The organism is Pseudomonas sp. NPDC087612 (assembly GCF_044743505.1).
Classification (GTDB): Bacteria; Pseudomonadota; Gammaproteobacteria; order Pseudomonadales; family Pseudomonadaceae; genus Aquipseudomonas.
Genome location: NZ_JBIUWO010000001.1, coordinates 1 through 20649 on the forward strand (window position 1 = coordinate 1; position 20649 = coordinate 20649).

Consider the following 20649-nt stretch of genomic DNA (forward strand, 5'->3'; position numbering starts at 1 on the left):
CAAGCAAGCAAGCAAGCAAGCAAGCAAGCAAGCAAGCAAGCAAGCAAGCAAGCAAGCAAGCAAGCAAGCAAGCAAGCAAGCAAGCAAGCAAGCAATTATAAGCTAAATCCAGCTTTCCTCGCAAGTTTTTTTACTGCGCTTTCTGGGTGTGCGTCCCCTGACCAGCATATAAAACCCGAGCCAACCGGCTTTACTCACTACTACGACAAAATAAAGTCTGAAAACCCCGATTATCACTGGGAATTCATTGAGGGGTCATCCAAATAATGGCCCTTAAAAAGAACTTCTTGTTTATGGCTTTAGTTTGCGCATGGTTCGACGCCTCGGCAGACTGCAAATATTATGAGGGCCACCAACAAAATTCCATAATTTTTGATATACCTTCAACACTTTCAATCCCCAGGGACACAGCAGACGGCACGACCATCTATCAAACAAACACCGTGACATTTCAAGGAAACAGCTCACACAATTGCACAACCACATTCGACAAGGGGATCAAGAATAACCTAGGAACAACCCTCCCCACCTCAGTCATATTCCCTATTAGCAATAGCGGCCTGGCTTGGCAATGGATAAGGGAGACTGGCCCAGTCAAAGGGTTTGGCGGTAGCTTTGGGGAACCTGGGGGATATGGCTTCAATGGCACAACCCACACACTACATCTACTTAAGATAGCCCCGCTCAAGGGAAACTTAACCATCCCAGCAGGGGATATTGGTTATTACCAGATAGGTACGCTGCAACCTCTGGCAATGCGCATATCCAAAAACGTATCGATTGTAGCTCAGTCCTGCGAAACCCCAGATGTAAACGTTGAAATGGGACAGTATGATCTTGGCGTTTTTTCCGACATTGGTGACACTTCGAAAGCAACTGCATTCAACATCCTACTCAACAACTGTCCCAGTGGAATAAATAAGGTTATGTACAGTTTAGCTCCAAACCCGACCACCCCAGCCTGGGATGCAGGCCAGGGCATCATCGAGCTAAACAAGACCTCAACGGCCAAAGGCATTGCCCTACAAATACTAGACAGCAATCAAACCCCTCTGGAACTAAACAAAGATCACGCATTCAGCGACTACACCTCTACAGGCGGAAATTTCCGGATACCACTGAGCGCACGATATTATCGAATACTTCCCGCAAGCAACGGCGGCAAGAATGACTCAGGGGTAAGTCCTGGAACGGCTAACAGCGAGGTGTCATTCGTTATGAGCTATCTATGAACCCTCGTGGAGGCAACAACCGCGAACATCCGGCGCATTATCGTCGATGGCCAGCCGGAAGACCGGATCAAGACCCAGCAGCACCGGGTGATCCTGCTCAATGAGCGCGCACTCCTCGCCTTGCGCCAGGCCCGGCGCCTGGCCGATCTGCGCCGAATCGCTGCGAAGTCCACGACACCCACCAGCCCATTTGTTCCTTCTTGAACGCATAGCCTGTGCTTTGATGTGAGATCACTGATGCCAGACAGTGTATCCCACCGAATGTCTACCCTGGGTTGTGGATTCAGCCAATCTGTTGCATCGACCGGTTGAATCCACAACCTATAGCTGCCGGTCGCGACGGGCAGAAATCGGCCAGAAGCGGACTGATTCGCAGCAGGCCAGTCTCCTGCATTGAGGTTCGCAGGCACCTACCTTTTCAGGGGCAATTCAATCGCCTCGCTTAACGCGCCATTGGCGCCGAAAGCGGCAAGCCCACTGCTAGTCTCGAAAGGCTCCCGGAGGGCGGTCGAACCAGCGCTTGAAGGCACGGTGGAAAGTGCTGGTATCCCTGAACCCCAGCCGCTCGCTGACCGTCGCCACGGGCAGCCCCTGGCGAATCAGCTCCGCGGACAACTCGCGACGTACCTTCGCCACCAGCGCGCTGAAACTGGTGCCCTCTTCCTTCAAGCGTCGGTAGAGGGTGGTGCGACTGACGTGCAACGCCTGGCAGGTTGGCTCGATGCTCACGCCTTCTGGCAGGCTTGCGAGAATCAAGCGACGCACCGTGCCGGCAAGCGTATCTGCGTCTTGCAGCTGCGCGAGTGTCGCCCTTGCACGAGACTCCAGCATCTGTCGCAGGTAGTCGCTGGCGCCGAGAATGGGATGCTGCAGGAAGTCGCGCGGCAGGTGGAGGCTGTTTCTCTCGCTGTCGAAGCGCAGCTCGCTGCCGAACAGCTCGACATAGTGCGCATGGTAGGCCGGGGATGGGAAAGCGAACTCGCAGGCCAGAGGCCGCAGCTCTACGCCGGTCATCTCCCGGCTCCAGCGCAGCACTGCACTCATGCTGCGTTCGATGGCCGCCTGCGGGTAGGTTTTGCCGGGGGCGAAGGTGATCTCCAGCACCAGAGCATCTGCCGTTTCACTGTACTGCCAGCTCTCCGAAGGGTTCATCAGCGCGATATGCCGCTGGAACACTTCCAGCACCTCGCTCACCCGACTGCATTGGCGCAACCAACTAGCCAGCACGCCATGCGTGGCGGGGTTGAAGGTCTGCCCGATCAGCAGGCCGATATGCGGCAATTGCGTGTTGTTCGCGGCGAACTGCCACAGCGCCAGTAACTGGGTCTCGTCGACACGCTGCTCCTGGATCGGCGATGCCGCAGCCCCCTGGTCGAGAAGTTTGGCACCCTCCACCCCGGCCTCCCGCAACTGGGTTGCAGTGACCACGCCGAGATTCAGCAACTGGTCGTGCAGATCCAGCACTGCGACGGCAGATACGGTGGTACTTCTGACCATCGGACTTGCTCTTGGTAGTTGCTTGGGTAACGACTCTAACGCACGGTGCAGAGCGGCGGCCAGCCGTCGGCCGTGCAAGTGCAGGTTGCAACCAAAAGCCATGCAGGTTGAACCGCAGAGCCATGGCTAGCCGTCATCGGACTGCCTAGCATCGACGACACGACCATGGCACAGGAAGACCTGCTATGCCCGAGCACAGAATCGAATCGTTAAGCGCCTTGCGCGCACTGATTCCGCCACCACCGGCGATGATGCACAAACGACTGCAGCGCAAGTTGGATGAGCACTGCCTGCTGATGATCCGCCAAGCGACGGTTTGCGCCGTCGGCTTCGCCGACCCGCGGTTAGATATCGAGTACCTCGATTTGCGCCACCATCCAGTGTTACGGGCCGAGGGCCAGGACATCTTGCTGCCCTGGCCGGCAGACAAAGCGATCTCACAGCAGCCGATAGAGGAAATGGCCTGCAGTCTGTATTTCATCCTGCCCGGCGTGGGGTTCAGCCTGCGCGCCAATGGCCGGGGCTCTCTGCGGGCCGGAAAGCTGTTGGAGTTTCGCGCCGAGGCGCTGTTCCTGCACTGTTCGCGAGCCAAGGTACGCGCCGATTTCTGGCGGGCCAGAGAGTACACCACGCCCTTTTTAGCTGACACAGGGCAGGCCTTGTCCGAGCCAGCGCAGGCCTTTATCGCCGCCTCGCCGTACCTGCTGATGCTTACGCAGCGCCAGGCCGACGCCACCGAGATGTCGCCACGAGGTGACCCGGCTGGTTTCGTACAGGTACTGGATCGCCACACTCTGCTGGTACCGGAACGCCCTGGCAACAAGGTTGCCTGCAGCCTGAGCAATATTCTCGTCGATGGCGCCTTGCGCCTGTCCTTCCTTCAGCCCGGCGCCGACACGGTTTTATCTGTGGCCGGGCGCGCCTGGTTGAACAACGACTCGAACTTGCTCGCCCCACTGGCAATCAACGGCAAGCCACCTCGGGTCGCTACCGTCGTGAACGTCGAGCGCTATCGCTTCCAGCACTGCCCAGCACTGCTGGCCGCGGGCTTGTGGGATCGCGCAACACACCTGGACGAAAGGCAGATTCCAGCCTTTTCCAGGATGCTGTCCGAGCACATGAACGGTACGGGCCTGTTGGGCAAGGCCACCAGCCTGGTGGTCGATGCGGTGGTCAAGCATGACCTGCGCCATCTCTACTGAGGTGACGGGGTAGGCGACGGCTTAAATGCCCTTCTGTACCTTGCCCAGCCGGATGCTTATTGCTGTCCGTCAGCATCCGAATCCACTGCGCTTTCTAGCGAGGTTCTGCTCTAGCCGGTCAGATCACCGCCAGGCTCTACAAGCACCCGCACTGGCCAAGCCAGATCTACGCGGCGTTCTTCGAGTTCGTGTTCTTCAGCGGCGTACGCCTGTCGGAGGGCCTGGCGCTGCGCTGGGATGCTGTCGACTTGGAGAAGAAGGTTGCCCATGTGAAGCAGGAAAGGAAAGGGGCGGGTCACGGAGTCACCGTTCATTTCCCCCCATCGAAGAACGCAGAGTACGTCCGGCAGACCTCTGATCTGCATCATCAGTGGCGGCCGGTACTTAAAGAACTGGGGATTCGTTACCGTCCGCCATACAACTGTCGTCACACCTATGCGACAATATGCTTAATGTCTGGCCTCAACCCCGCATTTATCTCCCAACAGCTCGGCCACAGCGTGCAAATGCTGCTGTCGACGTATGCGCGTTGGATTAACTCAAGCTCCGACTGGAGCGAGCTGGAAAAGCTGCAAATTGGTATCAAATCGGTATCAGCCGCAATGCCAGCGACGTAAGCTATTGATAGGTAAGCCCTTTGATCTCCACCGCTAACATCACCATGCAGTTCGGCGCCAAGCCCTTGTTCGAGAACGTCTCGGTCAAGTTCAACAACGGCAACCGCTACGGCCTGATCGGCGCCAACGGCTGCGGCAAGTCGACCTTCATGAAAATCCTCGGCAACGATCTGGAGCCGTCCGCCGGCCAGGTCATGCTCGAGCCGAACGTGCGCCTGGGTAAATTGCGCCAGGATCAGTTCGCCTACGAAGAGTTCACCGTGATCGACACCGTGATCATGGGCCATGAAGAGCTGTGGAAGGTCAAGGCCGAGCGCGATCGCATCTATTCGCTGCCGGAAATGACCGAAGAAGACGGTATGGCCGTCGCCGAGCTGGAAACCGAGTTCGCCGAGATGGACGGCTACACCGCCGAATCCCGCGCCGGTGAGCTGCTGCTGGGCCTGGGTATCCCGCTGGAACAGCATTTCGGCCCGATGACCGAAGTCGCGCCAGGCTGGAAACTGCGTGTATTGCTGGCCCAGGCGCTGTTCTCGGACCCGGAAGTGTTGCTGCTCGACGAGCCAACCAACCACCTGGACATCAACACCATCCGCTGGCTGGAAAACATTCTCACGGCGCGTAACAGCACCATGATCATCATTTCCCACGACCGCCACTTCCTCAACAGCGTCTGCACCCACATGGCCGACCTGGACTACGGCGAACTGCGCCTGTTCCCGGGCAACTACGACGAGTACATGACCGCCGCGACCCAGTCGCGCGAGCAGCTGCTGTCGGACAACGCCAAGAAGAAGGCCCAGATCGCCGAACTGCAGACCTTCGTCAGCCGCTTCTCGGCCAACGCCTCGAAAGCCAAGCAGGCCACCTCGCGCGCCAAACAGATCGACAAGATCCAGCTGGCCGAGGTCAAGCCATCGAGCCGGGTCAGCCCGTTCATCCGCTTTGAGCAGACCAAAAAGCTGCACCGCCAGGCCGTGACCATCGAGAAGATGTCCAAGGGCTTCGACGGCAAGACCCTGTTCGAAAACTTCAGCTTCACCGTCGAAGCCGGCGAACGCGTAGCGATCATCGGCCCCAACGGTATCGGCAAGACTACCCTGCTGCGTACCCTGGTCGGTGAACTGAGCCCGGATGCCGGCGCGGTAAAGTGGACCGAAAGCGCGGAACTGGGCTACTACGCCCAGGACCACGCCCACGACTTCGAAGAGGACCTGAGCCTGTTCGACTGGATGGGCCAGTGGACTCAAGGCGAGCAGGTAATCCGTGGCACCCTGGGGCGCATGCTGTTCTCCAACGACGAGATCCTCAAGTCGGTCAAGGTGATCTCCGGTGGTGAGCAAGGCCGCATGCTGTTCGGCAAGCTGATCCTGCAAAAGCCCAACGTACTGGTGATGGACGAACCGACCAACCACCTGGACATGGAATCGATCGAGGCGCTCAACCTGGCGCTGGAGAACTACCCGGGCACGCTGATCTTCGTCAGCCACGACCGTGAGTTCGTATCGTCGCTGGCCACCCGCATCATCGAGCTGAGCCCGAGCGGTGTGGTGGACTTCAGCGGCACCTACGATGACTACCTGCGCAGCCAGGGTGTGGTGATCTGATCCAGATCTGATCGCGGGGCAAGCCCGCTCCTATAATCCTGTAGGAGCGGGCTTGCCCCGCGATGCTGGAAAATCCGTTAGCCTGCTTCCTTTTCTCTTCGCACCCGGCGATCATGGGCCCTCTCCCACCGCCCGCCAGCGAACGAGCTCATGTCCGCGCAAGCACCCGCCCCCGTCGATACCGGGTCGATCACCCGGCAAATCCTTTCGATTGTCTTTTATACCTTTATCGCCTTCCTCTGCATCGGTTTGCCGATCGCGGTGCTGCCGAGCTATGTGCATGACCAGTTAGGCTTCAGTGCGGTGATCGCCGGTATCACCATCGGCCTGCAATACCTGGCCACCCTGCTCAGCCGGCCGCTGGCCGGACGCGCGGCAGACAGCCTGGGTACCAAGCGGGCAATCATTTACGGCCTGATCGGTATTGCCGCCAGCGGTGTGCTGACCTTTGCTTCAGCGCTGACAGTCGATGTGCCGTTGCTGAGCCTGCTGGCGCTGCTGGGCGGGCGCGTGCTGCTGGGCATCGCCCAGGGTCTGATCGGCGTCGGCACCTTGAGCTGGGGCATCGGTGCGGTGGGCGCCGAGCACACCGCGCGGGTGATTTCCTGGAACGGCATTGCCTCCTACGGGGCCATCGCCATCGGTGCGCCGCTGGGCGTGGCACTGGTCGACCGAGTCAATTTCGCCACCCTGGGCCTGGCCTTGAGCGTCCTGGCAGTGCTGGCCCTGTTGGTAATCCGCAACAAACCGTCGACGCCGGTGGTACGTGGCGAGCGCCTGCCGTTCTGGGCCGCATTCGGCCGGGTTGCGCCGTGCGGGGTCAGCCTGACTCTGGCGTCGATCGGCTACGGCACCCTGACCACTTTCGTCACCCTGTTCTACCTCGAGCAGGGCTGGAGCGGCGCAGCCTGGTGCCTCAGCGCATTCGGCGTGTGTTTCATCCTCTCACGGCTCTTGTTCGTCAACGCAGTCAACCGCTTTGGCGGCTATCCCGTGGCGATGGCCTGCATGGCCACCGAAGCCCTGGGCCTGGCCTTATTGTGGCTGGCACCCAGCCCGGTGCTGGCATTGATTGGCGCAGGCTTTGCCGGTTTCGGCCTGTCGCTGGTGTATCCGGCGTTGGGTGTCGAGGCGATCAAACAGGTGCCCAGTTCCAGCCGCGGTGCAGGCCTGGGCGCCTATGCGGTGTTCTTCGACCTGGCCCTGGCGATTGCCGGGCCATTGATGGGTGCGGTGGCCCTGCACCTGGGCTATGCCTGGATTTTTTGCCTGGCTGCTTTGCTTTCGCTGCTTGGCGTCGGCCTCACCCTCCTGCTGTCACGGCGCGCCGGCAACTACTGATCGGCCATGTGCAGGCCGCCCTGATGGCGGTCAGCCAGGGTGTGGTTGAAAAACCGCGCAGCCTCAGCCTGTAGCGTCAGGTGAATATCCTCACGGTCGACGCCGTCCGGGTCGTTGCACAAGGCGGCCATTTTCTGGCGCTGCTCGTCGTCGCACGGCGCCATGAACACGAAGTGCCCGGCACCGGCCAACAGCTTGTAGTTGGGCGTGACCGGCAGCTTGCGCGCCAGGGCCTGGGCATTCTTGTCGATGGCCAGCAACTGGTCCTTGTCGCCGCTGTAGATCAACGCCGGGACCTTGACCTCGGCCAACGCATGACGGCCGAACATCAGGCTCAGCGGCGCCATCAACATCAGCGCCTTGACCCGCGGATCGGGCGCGGCACGCAGGTCGGCGCGGTCGGCGATCAGCACGCCCTTGGTTTTGCAGGCATCGGCATCCAGCGGCCGCTCCTGGCAGTAGCGCTGCAAACGCTCCAGGTCCGGTTGCGCCCCGGACAGGATCAAGGCGGTCTCACCGCCAGCCGAATAGCCGATGACGCCCACCTGCGGGCCATTGATGTACGGCGCCAGAAAGCTATCGCCGAGGCTGGCGGTGATCGCTGCGCTGATCTGCAACGGCCGCCCGTAAAGGTTGCTCAAGGTGCCCAGGCGGCTGTGGTCGCGGGCATTATCGCCCGGGTGGGTGACGGCGACGACGATAAAGCCGCGCCGCGCCAGGGCGGTGGCCAGATCGTGCAAGGCCAGCGGCGTGCCGGTATTGCCGTGGGACAGCATCAACAGCGGATAACGGCCGATAACCATCGGCGCACCTTCCCAAGCCTGGACCCGGTAGCCGTCGATGCGGCTGCTGCGCTCAACTGCACTGGAAGGATAGAACGCCAGGGCCTGCACCGGCTGCGCATCGAGCGGGTCGGCGAAACTGAGGCGATGCACGCCGACACTCCAGTGCGCAGCCGGCTCGGCCTGCACCATCAGCGGGCTGCCCAACAGGACTAACAGGAGTAATGCGCCAAGACGCCGCATCGTATTGCACCTTAAGCAACGCTATCGATCAATGCTGATAGTGCGCAGCATAGAACGGGCCAGCCCGGCGCAGATGAAACCTCAATGAAAAAACCGACTGCAGGCGCTGCCGGCAGTCGGTTTGATTACTGGCCCAGAGATCAGGCGGCGACGAACAGGTCGGTGCTGATCTGCACTTGCGCGGCGTTCAGGGCCTTGGCCCGGTGCTCATCGCCATAGGCCAGGCCATGGGCACGGACGATTTCCAGGTCGGTGATGCCGATGAAACCAAGGAACACCTTGAGGAACTCTTCATGGCCGACCGCGGTAGGCTGGCCGGCGTGCAGGCCGCCTGCGGTCGATACCAGGATCACCTTCTTGTTGCCGCACAGGCCTTCAGGGCCGGCTTCGGTGTAGCGGAAGGTCTTGCCGGCCACTGCGACGCGGTCAATCCAGGCCTTGAGCTGGGTCGGCACGGTGAAGTTGTACATCGGCGCGGCCAGTACCACGGCGTCGGCGTCGAGAAACTCCTGCAGGGTTTCGGCGCTGAGTTTGGCTTCATGCTGCTGGGCGGCGTCGCGCAGTTCTTCCGGGGTGCCGGCGGCGACCAGGGTCGCGGCCGAGAAGTGGCTGATGGCGTCGCCGGCCAGGTCACGGTAAGTCACTTGCAGCGAGGGCTCGGCGGCTTTCCAGGCTTCAACCACGCTGCGGCTCAGCTGACGGGAGGCGGAATTATCGCCCAGGATGCTCGAATCGATATGCAACAGTTTCATGGGACTCTCCTGAATGAAGACCGCGAGTGGGCGATCACGATGGGGAGAATCCTACTTGGGTGGCGAATAGCTGATAAGTCAGCAAAAATGCGTTAGTTTGTCCTACTGGCAGGACAATGGTGACGCACATGCAAGACCTCAATGATCTGTTCTACTTCGCCCGGGTGGTCGAAGCCGGTGGTTTTGCCGCCGCTGGCCGTGTGCTCGGGATTCCCAAATCACGCCTGTCGCGACGTATCGCCGAACTCGAAGAGCGCCTGGGCACGCGCCTGCTGCAACGCACCACACGCCAGTTGAAGCTGACGGCCGTGGGTGAACGTTATTTGCGCCACTGCCAGGCCATGCTGCTGGAGGCGGAAATGGCCGACGAAGCGGTGGCGAGCATGACCAGCGAACCGCGCGGGCGCTTGCGGGTGTCGTGCCCGGTGGGCCTGGCCCATGAATTTTTACCGAACGTGATCAGCCGCTTCCTGCAGCAATACCCGCAGGTGCAACTGGACATGATCCTCCTCAACCGTCGCGTCGACCTGATCACCGAAGGTGTCGACGTTGCCCTGCGAGTGCGCGACCTGGGCGATGAAGACCCGGCGCTGGTCACCCGGCGCCTGCGTCAGGCGCAGATGCTGCTGGTAGCCGCCCCGCAGTTTGCTGCCGCGCAGGCGCTCAACCACCCGCAAGACCTGGCCAGCCTGCCGGTACTCGGTGCGGTGGATGCCGACCGCCTGGTGCATCTGCGCCTGCTCGATGGCCAGGGCCACAAGCACGAACTGGCCCTGGAGGCACGCCTGGCGATCGACGACTTTGTCGTGCGCAAAGCCGCCGCTGTCGCCGGCCTTGGCTTTACCACGCTGCCGATCATGCACTGCGAAGAAGAACTCGAACGTGGCGAGCTGGTGTGCCTGCTGCCAGACTGGTCGCTGCCCGGCGGTTATCTGCAGGCGGTCTACCCCCATCGGCGCGGGCTGCTGCCGGCGGTGCGGGTATGGATCGATCACCTGGTCGCGGAATTTGCCCAATGCGGGGAGCGTTATGTCTGACAAGAAAATCAGCGAAGAACAGGTCGCGGCCTTCTGCCTGAGCCTCCCGGGTGCGCGCGAAGACTACAAATGGGGCGGCATCCGGGTGTTCTCGGTGGCCGGCAACAAGATGTTTGCCGTGCTTGACCTGGGCGGCGCCGGGTTGTCGTTCAAGGTCGATAGCGAGCTGTTTCTCGGCTACGTCGACCGCCCCGGCGTGCGCCCGGCGCCTTACCTTGCGCGCGCGCACTGGGTCAGCATGGCAGCACCCTACCCCATGGGCCGCGCCGAGCTGACCGAATTGCTGCAACGCTCCCACCAACTGGTGGTCCGGCGCCTGCCCAAGCGCCTGCAGCCAGGCTTGCTTATCTGAGGATTGGCGCCAGGGCAGCGCCAAGCCAGCGGCCGCCGAGCAGCAGGTGGTCGATCCAGAACAACTGATGCACGCCGACAATGGTCCAGAAACTGAACTGAAACGACAGTTTGCGGGTCTTGTGCCGAAAGCGTTGCTGGGCCAGCAAGGCGCCCGGCCAGCCGCCGCACAGCTCACTGGCGTGAAGGACTTTCTCTGGCGTGCGCCAGGCCTGGTTGCGGGCCTGCTGCTTGTCGCGCCAATACAGCACAAAGCTCACCAGGCTGGCCAGCGGATAGGCCAGCGCCGGCACCCAGGACTGCCCGCTCAACAGCATCTGCAGGGCCCCGCCCACGGGCAGCAGGCACAGGGCGACAAAAACCAGCAGCTTGCTGCGCGGGTTTTGCATGGCGCCGCTGGCAGAGGCTGCGCGGCGCTGTTGGCTCTGGCTACGGCTCATCTCAACCGTGCGCCGTGGTCCAGTCGACCCAGCCGAACAGCCAGGTGCCGAGGATGATCAAACCGAACACGATACGGTACCAGGCAAAGGCCGCGTAACTGTGGTTGGCAATGAACTTGAGCAGGCCGCGTACCGCGATCATGGCGAAGATGAACGAGACCACAAAGCCGATGGCGAACACCGGGAAGTCGTCTGGCTGGAACAGATCGCGGTACTTGTAGCCCGAATACACCGCCGCACCGACCATGGTCGGCATGGCCAGGAAGAACGAGAACTCGGTGGCTGCTTTGCGCGACAGGCCGAACAGCAGGCCGCCAATGATGGTCGAGCCGGAGCGCGAAGTACCCGGGATCATCGCCAGGCACTGAGCGCAACCAATCTTCAGGGCGTCGGACCAGCGCATGTCGTCGACCTGGTCAACGCGGATCACATGCTCGCGGCGCTCGGCCCAGAGCATGATCACACCACCAACCACCAGGGCGGCGGCCACGGTGATGGGGTTGAACAGGTACTCATGGATCAGGTCAGCAAACAGCACCCCCAGCACCACCGCCGGCATGAAGGCGATCAGCAGGTTGACCGTAAAGCGCTGGGCCTCACGCTGACGCGGCAGCCCCACCACCACCTCGAAGATCTTGCGGCGAAATTCCCAGACCACCGCCAGGATCGCGCCCAGCTGGATGATGATGTTGAAGGCCATGGCCCGCTCACCACCGAAATTGATCAGGTCGGCCACGACAATCTGGTGGCCGGTACTGGAGATCGGCAAGAACTCTGTCAAGCCTTCGACAATACCTAGAATGACAGCCTGCAGGCCGGTCCAAAGATCCATGCTTCCCCCGTGGGGCAATGCCTGTGGCATGCCCCTTTATAGTCTTTTAGTTGCCAATGGCTGTTCAGCGCCTGGCCGTTTTACAGCGACAGTTGGTCGCAAAGCCAGCAGAAAAGTTCACGCGGCCTTCAGGTTTATCCCGTCGAGGCCGAAATCCTATCAGACCTCTCGGATAAACGCTGCTGGGACGACGCAACAGACCTCAACGAATCAAGCACTTAGTCCTTGGTCGAGTAGGTGGCGGGAGGCAAAGCATGCTTGGATGTGGGCAACAATAAAAAAGAACTCGAGGTAAGCATTCCATGAAGACTCTTCGCAGTATGTCGATCAGCCGGCGTTTGTGGCTGATCCTGGTAGTGGCAGTGGTGATGCTGGTAACCCTCGGTTTGCTGATGCTGCGCCAGATTCATGGCGACCTGTACCAGGCCAAGGCGGAAAAAACCCGCCATGTGGTAGAAACCGCCGCCGGCGTGCTGGCCTATTACCAGACCCTGGAAGCAGCCGGCACATTGAGCCGCGACGCGGCCCAGCAACAGGCCCTGAGCGCGGTGCGCGGCTTGCGTTACGATCAGAATGACTATTTCTGGATCAACGACCTGGGGCCGAAGATGATCATGCATCCGACCAACCCCAAGCTCGACGGCCAGGACCTCTCGGCGATCCGCGACCCGGACGGCTTTGCCCTGTTCAACGAAATGGCCGCGCTGGCCAAGGCCAAGGGCGCCGGCAGCATCGACTACCGCTGGCCCAAGCCCGGCGCCAGCGAACCGGTGAAAAAGACCTCCTACGTGCAGCTGTTCAAGCCCTGGGGCTGGGTGATCGGTTCGGGCGTTTACATCGATGACATGCAGGACGAGTTTTTGCGCCAGTTGCGCGATGCCTCGATCCTCGGCCTGGGCATCGCCCTGGTCATGACCCTGCTGGTGGTGCTGATTGCCCGCAGTATCGCCCGGCCGCTGCAGGAAGCGGTCGATGCCATGGCCACCATTGCCAGTGGCGAGAGCGACCTGACCCGGCGCCTGGATACCCACGGCAACGATGAAGTCACCCAGCTGGGCATCCACTTCAACAGCTTTACCGGTAAGTTGCAGGGCGTGATCAGCCAGTTGCAGGGTGCGGTGCATGCCCTGGCGCAATCGGCCAGCGATGTCGGCAACAACGCCGGCCAGGCCCAGCAGCGCAGCGAGCAGCAATCCCAGCAAATGGAGCAGGTGGCCACGGCCATCAACGAAGTGACCTACGCCGTGCAGGATGTGGCGAAGAATGCCGAACAGGCGTCCAGCGAAATGCATGACGCCCAGTTGCGCGCCGAACAGGGGCAACACAGCATCCACGGCAGCCTGCAGCGCATCGACCAACTATCGACGACCATCGATGAAGCGGTGCAGGTGATCCGCGCCCTGGCCGGCCAGAGCACGCGCATCGGCAGCGTACTGGAAGTGATCCGCTCGATTGCCGAACAGACCAACCTGCTGGCCTTGAACGCCGCCATTGAAGCGGCGCGGGCCGGTGAACAGGGCCGCGGCTTTGCCGTGGTGGCCGACGAAGTGCGCCTGCTGGCCCAGCGCACCCAACAGTCCACCGCCGAAATCCAGAGCATGATCGAACACCTGCAAGGCCAGTCCGAGGCGGCCGTCAAGGCCATCGACGCCAGCAGCGAAGCCTCGCGCCAGACCGTCGAACAAGCCAGCGAAGCCGGAGTCAGCCTGGACGCCATCAGCCAGGCGCTGCACAACCTGACCGCGCTCAATGCCTCGATTGCCAGCGCTACCCTGCAGCAGTCCCATGTGGTCGAGGAGATCAACCGCAACGTTACCGAGACGGCCGACCTGTCGCGTCAGACGGCAACGGCCGCACAGCAGTCGAGCAGTGCCGGCGTGGCCTTGAACCGCCTGAGCGAGCAACTGGATCGAACCCTCAGTCAGTTCCGGGTCTGACAGTTGGGCCCCGGGGAGCGTACCTGCGGCTACTTCGCCAGCGCACTAGTGGCGCTTGGCGTGCCACAAGGTACAATCCCCGCCCCACTCTCGAACCTACCAAGGAACGCCGATGTCCGGCCTCGAACTGTTCGCCGCCGTGCTCGGCGTTATCGCCGTGTGGCTCACGACCAAACAGAACCCCTGGTGCTGGCCGATCGGCCTGGTGATGGTGTTGCTGTACACCTGGGTTTTCTATGACGTGAAGCTGTATTCGGACATGCTCCTGCAACTGGTCTATGCCGTGCTGCAACTTTATGGCTGGTGGCAATGGACCCGGCCGGGCAGCACCCGCGAAGCCCGCCAGGTCAGCCTGTTGCCGGCGCATTCGGTTGCCTTTGGCCTGGGCATTGGCTTGCTCGGCAGCCTCGGCCTGGGCGCGGCCATGGCCACCTGGACCGACGCCGCCCACCCCTGGCTGGACGCCGCGCTGACCGGTTTTAGCCTGGTGGCGCAATGGTGGATGGCGCAAAAGCGCCTGCAGTGCTGGCCGCTGTGGGTGGTGCTTGATGTTATTTTCGTCGGCCTGTTCCTGTCCAAGGCCATGTACCTGACCGCCGCGCTCTATGCCCTGTTCACCTTGATCGCGGTACAGGGCTGGCGCGACTGGCGACGCGATCCGGCGTTGACCTACGCATGAAGGTAGTGGTACTCACCGGCCCTGAATCCAGCGGTAAAAGCTGGCTCAGCTCCGAAATCCAGGCGCACTTCGGTGGCGAACGGGTGGGCGAGTACGTACGCCACTTCATTGACGAGCAGGCGCGTGACACCTGCTATGCCGACATCCCGGCCATTGCCCGCGGGCAGTTGGCCTGGGAAGACGCCGCACGTGCGCGGCAACCGGCGCTGCTGATCCTCGACACCCACCTGCTGAGCAACATGCTCTGGAGCCGCACGCTGTTCGGCGATTGCCCGGCGTGGCTGGAACAGGCGCTGCTGGCCCGTCACTACGACCTGCACTTGCTGCTCAGCCCCGAGGCCGTTGCCTGGCACGACGATGGCCAGCGTTGCCAGCCGCTGCTGGCCGAACGTATGGCGTTTTTCAATACCACGGGCGAGTGGCTGGCGCAGCACCAGCAAGCGTTCCAGGTCGTGCAAGGCGACTGGGCGCAGCGCCGGCGCGCAGCCTTTGCCGCGGTTGCGCAGTTGCTCAAGACCTGAGCAACTGCGCGCTTCACAGTGTCCATTCCTGAAACACTCTCACCTGCGCAAAGCCGCGAGCTAAAGCGGCCAGCCCGTGCCCGGAGAAAAGTGTTAAGCCGCTGAAACAATCCCCGGGCATGCCTGTTGCCGGGCCGTGGCGCCCGCAGTATCAGGCGCTGAACAGCGCCGGTGTCTCAGCGGCGTTACAACATTTTTTTGACCCTGGCCAAGCATAAAACCAAGCCATTGTTTTCGCTTGATAAATAAAAACCGGCACACCTTCTGCTCTCTTCTTCGCAACGCTGAACAGGGCCAGCGCACCATAAGAAGGAATTGCCATCGTGGGAAAGATTGATAAAGGCATCTACCGCCTCCTGCTGCTTGCCTGTGCAGTGAGTTCAAGCCTGAGCTTGAGCCTGCCGGCCCAGGCCGAAAACGGCATCGTCGTCATCACCCGCGATGTGCAGCCGCGCAACGCCATGCGCCCACCGCTGGCGCCCGACCCTTATCCGACCACGGTCAACACCAACCCGTCGGCGCAGATCCTCAAGCAAACCAACGAGCTGAGCGACGGCGATTTTGCCTCGATCACCAGCGGCTCGGGAATTGGCGCCATGGTCACCCAGCAGACCAATAACCTGGGCAGCAACATCAATAACCAGACGCAACTGCCGAACCTGGCCGGTGGACGTTCCGGCAACTCCGGCAACGGCATCTCCAACATGGTCAATTCCAGCGTGCAGAAAGGCCTCGCGCCCCTGCAGATCCTCACCGGAGGCAAGTGAGATGAAGCACTCGTTGCTGATTCTGGCCATGTTCTGCAGTGTACCGGCCTTCGCCCAGCCCCCCGTGGTCAATAACGCCAACATCGACAATTCCGGTGCCCAGTACCAGGGCAACCTCACGGTCAACCAGGCTGCCGGCGATCAGCAGCAACAGGCCAACGCCCGGGCCATCGCGGTGGGCCATGGCGCCAGCGCCAGTACCCAGATCCGCCAGCGCCTGCGCACAACGGTAGACCCGAGCATCGATGCCCAGTCGAACATCCAGGGCAACTCTTTCAGCCACGGCAGCGGCGCCCTGGGCGTCAACCAGAGTGCCGGGGCCAGCAACCAGCAAGCCAACGCCATGCGGATCAGCATCAGTTCCGGTCCGCAAAGTATCGACGACAGCGTCCTCATGCAACAGAACGTGGCGCTGCTCAACAACTCCGACTCAGCTGACTCCGCACCCGGCTTTCGCCAGGTCACTACCAGTGACCAGGCCTTCACCGGTAGCCGTGGGGTGATTCAGCTGAATCAGAGTGCCGGGGTGGGAAACCGAACGGCCAACACCCTGAGCATCCGGGTCGCGGACTGACCCAAACAGCTAGGAACAACACTTAACCTAAAATAAAGTACGGAGAATCACCATGAAACCTTCGATGGCACTCAAGCCTCTGGTTTTCGCAATTGCTGCGGTCATGGCTGTTGCTGTACAAGCTGGGCAGAACGAACCACGTGGCCATGGCCATAACGGTCATCACAACAATGGCCACCACACCCCTCCTCCTCCCACTAAAATCTCGATCAACGCGACCGCCAACGCGTGGGACAAACAAAGCAGCACCAACAATCGCATCCGCAATGAAGGCACGGTGAACGAAGCCGAAATGAGCAGCTCGGCCACCGGCACCAGCGGTAACGTCGGCGTCAACGTGGCTGCCGGTGCCGGCAACCAGCAAGACAACGCCGCCGCCATCGCCAACGCCGCCACCGACAACTCGGAAATCGACAACACCTTCGTGTTCGGCAACGCAACGGCGACCGCCAAGGTCTCGCAATACAGCAACAACAACCGGGTCGACAACTACGGCAGCACCAACTCGGCGGTCATGGGCGGTTCGGGCAACAACGGCAGTGGCAACATGGGCATCAACATTGCCGGTGGCGACCTGAACCAACAGAAAAACACCATGGCAATTGCCAATACCAACGCTGCACTGGGTAACGCAACCGCCACCGCCTCCGCCGAGCAAAGCGGCCCTGGCCTGACCGTCAACAACAACGCTGACCGTACCTATCGTGTCGACACCCTGACGGTGACCAAAACCGCCAGTGGTAGCGCCAATTACGATAAATCCATGGAAGCCAGCGGCAGCAAGAGCAACTCTTCGAGCTTCGAGCTCGCCGGCGCCAACAGCTTCAATGCCAGCGGCTCGCACAACTCCGAAGCTAGCGGCTCTAAAAACCATGAAGCCAGCGGCTCGAGCAGTGCTTCTCTGACCGCTTCGCTGGATGCATCGGTTGAAGCCAGCAGAAACTCGTCCTATGACTATGGCCGTCATCACAGCGGCAGCAGCTCGCAGTCGGCCGATGCTTCGCTGACTGCCTCGCTGGATGTTGATATCGACAAGTCGTGGAACAAAGAGTCCAGCTCTTCGTACGATAAGTCCAAGAGCTCTTCGTTCGAAAAAGCCTTCGATTCTTCGTTCGAAAAATCGGGCAGCAAATCCTCCGAGTCTGAGTACAACAAAGCGAAAAGCTACAGTGAAAGCAGCTCTTATGATTTGAGCAATACTTTCTCTTATCAAGTGCTGACTCCAACCGGCTGGGCCAACCCTGTAACCAACACTGCAACCCTGAGCGGTTCGGTGAACGGCGGCAGCGGCAACCTGGGCGTCAACGTAGCAGCCGGTGTGGGCAACCAGCAAAGCAACTCGCTGGCCATCTCCAACACCTCGATGTAAATGCTGTGATCTGGAGGCCCCCTTCGGGGGGCCTTTTTCAACACCATCAGGGGGGCGTCGGACATGCGCGTTATCGCCTTGGCATTTTTGCTCTGCCTGAGCAGCATCAGCGAAGCGGCGCAATTGCCGCTTTCGGTATTACCGGGTGGTGCTGTGGTGTTCAAGCCCATCCAGAGCGTGCGTGAACGCAAATTCGCCGACCTGGTGCAACAGAAAACCGATTTCAGCTGTGGCGCCGCGGCATTGGCGACCATCTTGCGCCAGGCCTACTGGCTGGACGTCAGCGAAGAACAGATCATCGAAGGCATGCTCGCCCACTCCGACCACGATGTGGTGCGGGTCCAGGGCTTTTCCATGCTCGACATGAAGCGCTACGTCGAAAGCCTCGGGATGCGCGCCCGCGGTTACCGGGTACAACTGGACGCCTTGCAGAGCGTGCGCATTCCGGTGGTGGTGCTGATGGACGTGCGCGGCTACAAGCACTTCGTGGTCATGCAGAAAGTCCACAACGGCTGGGTGTACATCGGCGACCCGGTGCTCGGCCATAAACGCTACAAGATCGAAGACTTCGTCAAAGGCTGGAACGGCATTCTCTTCGCCGTCATCGGCCGGGGCTACGACAAGGCCAACGCCTTGCTCGACCCACCACTGCCGCTCACGGCCAAGAACCGCATCAATACCTTCACCCCGGTGCAAGACGCTGAGTTGATGGATTTCGGCTTCATCCAAAGCGACTTCTTCTAATGACAAGGGAGCATGAGGCTCCGGGAGCATCCCATGAAGACTTCTATCTGGCTCGCCGTGCTTTGCCTGGCCGCCAGCCTGCCAACCCAGGCCCAGACGCTCAAGCCCATTGAACTGAAGGATCAGGAACTGGCCAACCTGCGCGGCCGCTTTGTCATGCCCGGGCGGATCATCAGCTTTGGCATTGTCATGAGCAGCACCTGGCAAAACGCCAATGGCGAAGTGATTGGCGCCAGGTCTTCGATGCAAATCCAGCAAACGACGATCAAGCCGCAGTTCTACGTGTCGATGATCGACGAAAAAGGCAGCGGCGCGGCGCGCTCGCAGAGTGTCGGCAGCGGTAGCGTCACCGGTGGCAGTGGCCTCAACAGCACCGAGGGCGTGACCCAGGTGGTGCGCGCCGCCGGCGACAACAACAGCGCCTACAACAACGTCGATATCAACGTCACCAAGGCCAACCAGGCGCCCGCAGCAGCCACGCAGCCACAGGGCGAGGCCCTGGCCGCAGGTTCCACCCTGGTCGGCGCCAACGGCGCGGGTTCGCTGAGTGTGTCCTCAACCGGCAGCGGCGTGCAATTCAACATCATCGCCAACAACAACCAGGGCAGCACCGTGCAGCGCCTGGCCCAGGGTGGGCTGATGCAGAACACCACCTTGCTCGGCGCTGGCAACAAGGTCAGCAACCTCACCTCCCTGAACGTCGTGCTGCGTGACAACGTGCCGAGCGCCGGGGCGCTGAACGGTAACCTGGACCAGCTCAAAGGCCTTCGCACTCTCGGTTTCTGATCTACGCTCTGTCTCATCACTTGTAGTCAGAAGGGACGGCTAACCCATGCACCGATCGTTAACCTTCAGAGCTATCGTCTGTTTGAGTAGCCTGACCCCGGCCACATTGCTCTACGCAGCAGCCGACCCCCAGGTCGAAGCACTAAAACAAGAACTCATGGAGTTGAAACAACGTTACGAAGCCCAGCAGAACGCGTTGATGGTCCTCGAACAACGCGTTCGCCAGGTCGAAACAGCACCGGCAGCACCCGCGCCCAGACGCCTGACCAAATCCCCCGCCGAAACCGTCAAGGGCGGCCAGACCGTGGCCACCGGTGCGCCGGGAACCACCGGCAGCTCTTATGGGCAGTCGCTCAAAGACGACTCGGAACCGGCGCAAAGCGTTTCCAACCTGTATGACGAAGCCAGCGGCTTTTTTGGTGGCGGCAGGTTCAGCGTCGAAACCGGCCTGACCTACACCCACTACGACACCCGCGCCCTGGTCCTCAACGGTTTTCTGGCGCTGGACTCGATCTTCCTCGGCAACATCAACCTCGACCGCATCAAGGCCGATAACTGGACCCTGGACCTGACCGCCCGCTACAACCTCGATCAGCGTTGGCAGTTCGATATCAACGTCCCGGTGATCTACCGTGAATCCACCTATTCCTCCGGCGGTGCCGGCGGTGCCGGCCCGGTTACTTCCGATGCCACCGTCAGGCGCGATCCAACCATTGGCGATGTCAACGTCGGCATTGCCTACAAGTTCCTCGATGAGTCGGAAAACTGGCCCGACGCGGTCGCCACCCTGCGGGTCAAGGCCCCCACCGGCAAAGACCCCTACGGCATCAAGCTGGTCAACGACCCGACCAACGACAACCTCTCGGTGCCTGAGAGCCTGCCCACCGGCAACGGTGTCTGGGCGATTACACCGGGTATCTCGCTGGTCAAGACCTTCGACCCGGCAGTGCTGTTCGGCAGCCTGTCGTATACCTACAACATGCAGGACTCGTTCAGCGACATCAGCCCGACGATCAACACCAAGGTCGCAGGGGACGTGAAACTGGGCGACTCCTGGCAGATTGGCGCCGGTATCGCCTTTGCCCTTAACGAGAAGATGAGTATGTCGTTCTCGTTCACTGACCAGTTTGCCAGCAAGAGCAAGATCAAACCCGATGGCGGTGACTGGCAATCGGTGCCCAGCAGCGACTACAACGCGGCCAACTTCAACATCGGCATGACCCTGGCCGCCACCGACAACCTGACCATCGTCCCCAACCTGTCCATTGGCCTGACCGACGACTCGCCGGATTTCTCCTTCAGTCTGAAATTCCCTTACTACTTCTAAGGTTCACAGCCA

24 protein-coding genes and 1 pseudogene are annotated in these 20649 nt (G+C 60.9%); 19 read left to right on the forward strand and 6 right to left on the reverse strand.

Going from position 1 to position 20649, the window contains the following annotated elements; genetic code table 11:
* From ACIOVF_RS00005 to ACIOVF_RS00015, 3 genes are all read left to right on the forward strand, one after another.
* A partial coding sequence (locus ACIOVF_RS00005) for a hypothetical protein (protein ID WP_401286460.1) occupies positions 1-267 on the forward strand: 267 nt, incomplete at its 5' end.
* Positions 267-1232, forward strand: a complete 966-nt coding sequence (locus ACIOVF_RS00010; RefSeq protein WP_401286462.1) for a fimbrial protein — start codon at positions 267-269, stop codon at positions 1230-1232. The genes ACIOVF_RS00005 and ACIOVF_RS00010, both read left to right, overlap by 1 nt.
* Positions 1233-1238: 6 nt before the next feature.
* Positions 1239-1436: a hypothetical protein gene (locus tag ACIOVF_RS00015; protein ID WP_401286464.1), complete on the forward strand. Its 198-nt coding sequence runs from the start codon at positions 1239-1241 to the stop codon at positions 1434-1436.
* Positions 1437-1712: 276 nt separating this feature from the next.
* Here the strand turns inward: ACIOVF_RS00015 and ACIOVF_RS00020 are convergent, their stop codons facing one another.
* A complete protein-coding gene (locus tag ACIOVF_RS00020) occupies positions 1713-2729 on the reverse strand; it encodes an AraC family transcriptional regulator ligand-binding domain-containing protein (RefSeq protein ID WP_401286465.1) in 1017 nt (338 codons plus the stop codon).
* Between the two features lie 185 nt (positions 2730-2914).
* Between ACIOVF_RS00020 and ACIOVF_RS00025 the strand changes: the two genes are divergently transcribed.
* The 4 genes from ACIOVF_RS00025 (at position 2915) to ACIOVF_RS00040 (ending at position 7496) form a co-directional block, all read left to right on the forward strand.
* A complete protein-coding gene (locus ACIOVF_RS00025) occupies positions 2915-3931 on the forward strand; it encodes a hypothetical protein (protein ID WP_401286467.1) in 1017 nt (338 codons plus the stop codon).
* A 188-nt stretch (positions 3932-4119) separates the two neighbouring features.
* Positions 4120-4548 (forward strand): site-specific integrase, encoded by a 429-nt coding sequence (locus ACIOVF_RS00030; RefSeq protein WP_401286469.1) that lies wholly within the window; start codon positions 4120-4122, stop codon positions 4546-4548.
* Positions 4549-4568: 20 nt separating this feature from the next.
* The gene (locus tag ACIOVF_RS00035) at positions 4569-6155 is read left to right on the forward strand and encodes an ABC-F family ATPase (protein WP_010226270.1); all 1587 of its coding nucleotides are present in this window, start codon (positions 4569-4571) and stop codon (positions 6153-6155) included.
* A 150-nt stretch (positions 6156-6305) separates the two neighbouring features.
* Positions 6306-7496 carry an MFS transporter gene (locus ACIOVF_RS00040; RefSeq protein WP_093382364.1) on the forward strand — a complete coding sequence of 397 codons (1191 nt, stop codon included), beginning with the start codon at positions 6306-6308 and terminating at the stop codon, positions 7494-7496.
* On the opposite strand, the gene ACIOVF_RS00045 is transcribed toward ACIOVF_RS00040, so the two are convergent.
* Together ACIOVF_RS00045 and ACIOVF_RS00050 are read right to left on the reverse strand one after the other, a co-directional pair.
* A complete protein-coding gene (locus tag ACIOVF_RS00045; protein WP_258606862.1) occupies positions 7490-8521 on the reverse strand; it encodes a dienelactone hydrolase in 1032 nt (343 codons plus the stop codon). The genes ACIOVF_RS00040 and ACIOVF_RS00045 overlap by 7 nt on opposite strands.
* 140 nt (positions 8522-8661) lie before the next feature.
* Positions 8662-9273 carry an FMN-dependent NADH-azoreductase gene (locus tag ACIOVF_RS00050; protein WP_093382354.1) on the reverse strand — a complete coding sequence of 204 codons (612 nt, stop codon included), beginning with the start codon at positions 9271-9273 and terminating at the stop codon, positions 8662-8664.
* Between the two features lie 128 nt (positions 9274-9401).
* Here ACIOVF_RS00050 and ACIOVF_RS00055 point away from each other — a divergent pair, with 128 nt between their 5' ends.
* Both ACIOVF_RS00055 and ACIOVF_RS00060 read left to right on the forward strand, forming a co-directional pair.
* Entirely contained in the window at positions 9402-10310 is a 909-nt protein-coding gene (locus tag ACIOVF_RS00055) for a LysR substrate-binding domain-containing protein (RefSeq protein ID WP_401286473.1), read from the forward strand.
* Complete coding sequence (locus ACIOVF_RS00060; protein WP_045198357.1) at positions 10303-10662, forward strand: MmcQ/YjbR family DNA-binding protein; 360 nt, start codon at positions 10303-10305, stop codon at positions 10660-10662. Before ACIOVF_RS00055 ends, ACIOVF_RS00060 begins: the two co-directional genes overlap by 8 nt.
* On the opposite strand, the gene ACIOVF_RS00065 is transcribed toward ACIOVF_RS00060, so the two are convergent.
* The gene (locus tag ACIOVF_RS00065) at positions 10655-11101 is read right to left on the reverse strand and encodes a DUF1294 domain-containing protein (protein ID WP_401286475.1); all 447 of its coding nucleotides are present in this window, start codon (positions 11099-11101) and stop codon (positions 10655-10657) included. The two genes, ACIOVF_RS00060 and ACIOVF_RS00065, sit on opposite strands and share 8 nt — an antisense overlap.
* 1 nt (position 11102) lies before the next feature.
* Positions 11103-11933 (reverse strand): undecaprenyl-diphosphate phosphatase, encoded by an 831-nt coding sequence (locus ACIOVF_RS00070; RefSeq protein WP_093382336.1) that lies wholly within the window; start codon positions 11931-11933, stop codon positions 11103-11105.
* A 392-nt stretch (positions 11934-12325) separates the two neighbouring features.
* Here ACIOVF_RS00070 and ACIOVF_RS00075 point away from each other — a divergent pair.
* The 4 genes and pseudogenes from ACIOVF_RS00075 to ACIOVF_RS00090 all read left to right on the forward strand — a co-directional run.
* Positions 12326-13012 (forward strand): annotated as a pseudogene (locus tag ACIOVF_RS00075) (cache domain-containing protein); the annotation flags it as partial.
* 123 nt (positions 13013-13135) lie between these two features.
* Complete coding sequence (locus ACIOVF_RS00080; RefSeq protein WP_371128679.1) at positions 13136-13870, forward strand: methyl-accepting chemotaxis protein; 735 nt, start codon at positions 13136-13138, stop codon at positions 13868-13870.
* 112 nt (positions 13871-13982) lie between these two features.
* Complete coding sequence (gene pnuC, locus ACIOVF_RS00085; RefSeq protein ID WP_045198353.1) at positions 13983-14549, forward strand: nicotinamide riboside transporter PnuC; 567 nt, start codon at positions 13983-13985, stop codon at positions 14547-14549.
* The gene (locus tag ACIOVF_RS00090) at positions 14546-15070 is read left to right on the forward strand and encodes an AAA family ATPase (RefSeq protein WP_401286478.1); all 525 of its coding nucleotides are present in this window, start codon (positions 14546-14548) and stop codon (positions 15068-15070) included. Before pnuC ends, ACIOVF_RS00090 begins: the two co-directional genes overlap by 4 nt.
* A 151-nt stretch (positions 15071-15221) precedes the next feature.
* On the opposite strand, the gene ACIOVF_RS00095 is transcribed toward ACIOVF_RS00090, so the two are convergent.
* Entirely contained in the window at positions 15222-15416 is a 195-nt protein-coding gene (locus tag ACIOVF_RS00095; RefSeq protein WP_156160209.1) for a hypothetical protein, read from the reverse strand.
* On the opposite strand from ACIOVF_RS00095, the gene ACIOVF_RS00100 reads away from it, so the two are divergent.
* From ACIOVF_RS00100 to ACIOVF_RS00125, 6 genes are all read left to right on the forward strand, one after another.
* Entirely contained in the window at positions 15394-15837 is a 444-nt protein-coding gene (locus tag ACIOVF_RS00100) for a hypothetical protein (protein ID WP_093382321.1), read from the forward strand. The genes ACIOVF_RS00095 and ACIOVF_RS00100 overlap by 23 nt on opposite strands.
* Before the next feature lies 1 nt (position 15838).
* Complete coding sequence (locus tag ACIOVF_RS00105; protein WP_045198343.1) at positions 15839-16411, forward strand: hypothetical protein; 573 nt, start codon at positions 15839-15841, stop codon at positions 16409-16411.
* Between the two features lie 52 nt (positions 16412-16463).
* Positions 16464-17780: a hypothetical protein gene (locus ACIOVF_RS00110; protein ID WP_045198342.1), complete on the forward strand. Its 1317-nt coding sequence runs from the start codon at positions 16464-16466 to the stop codon at positions 17778-17780.
* A 63-nt stretch (positions 17781-17843) separates the two neighbouring features.
* The gene (locus ACIOVF_RS00115) at positions 17844-18524 is read left to right on the forward strand and encodes a C39 family peptidase (protein WP_045198341.1); all 681 of its coding nucleotides are present in this window, start codon (positions 17844-17846) and stop codon (positions 18522-18524) included.
* Positions 18525-18557: 33 nt separating this feature from the next.
* Positions 18558-19310 carry a hypothetical protein gene (locus tag ACIOVF_RS00120; protein ID WP_045198340.1) on the forward strand — a complete coding sequence of 251 codons (753 nt, stop codon included), beginning with the start codon at positions 18558-18560 and terminating at the stop codon, positions 19308-19310.
* 46 nt (positions 19311-19356) lie between these two features.
* Entirely contained in the window at positions 19357-20637 is a 1281-nt protein-coding gene (locus ACIOVF_RS00125) for a hypothetical protein (RefSeq protein WP_045198339.1), read from the forward strand.
* The last annotated feature ends 12 nt before the right edge of the window (positions 20638-20649 follow it).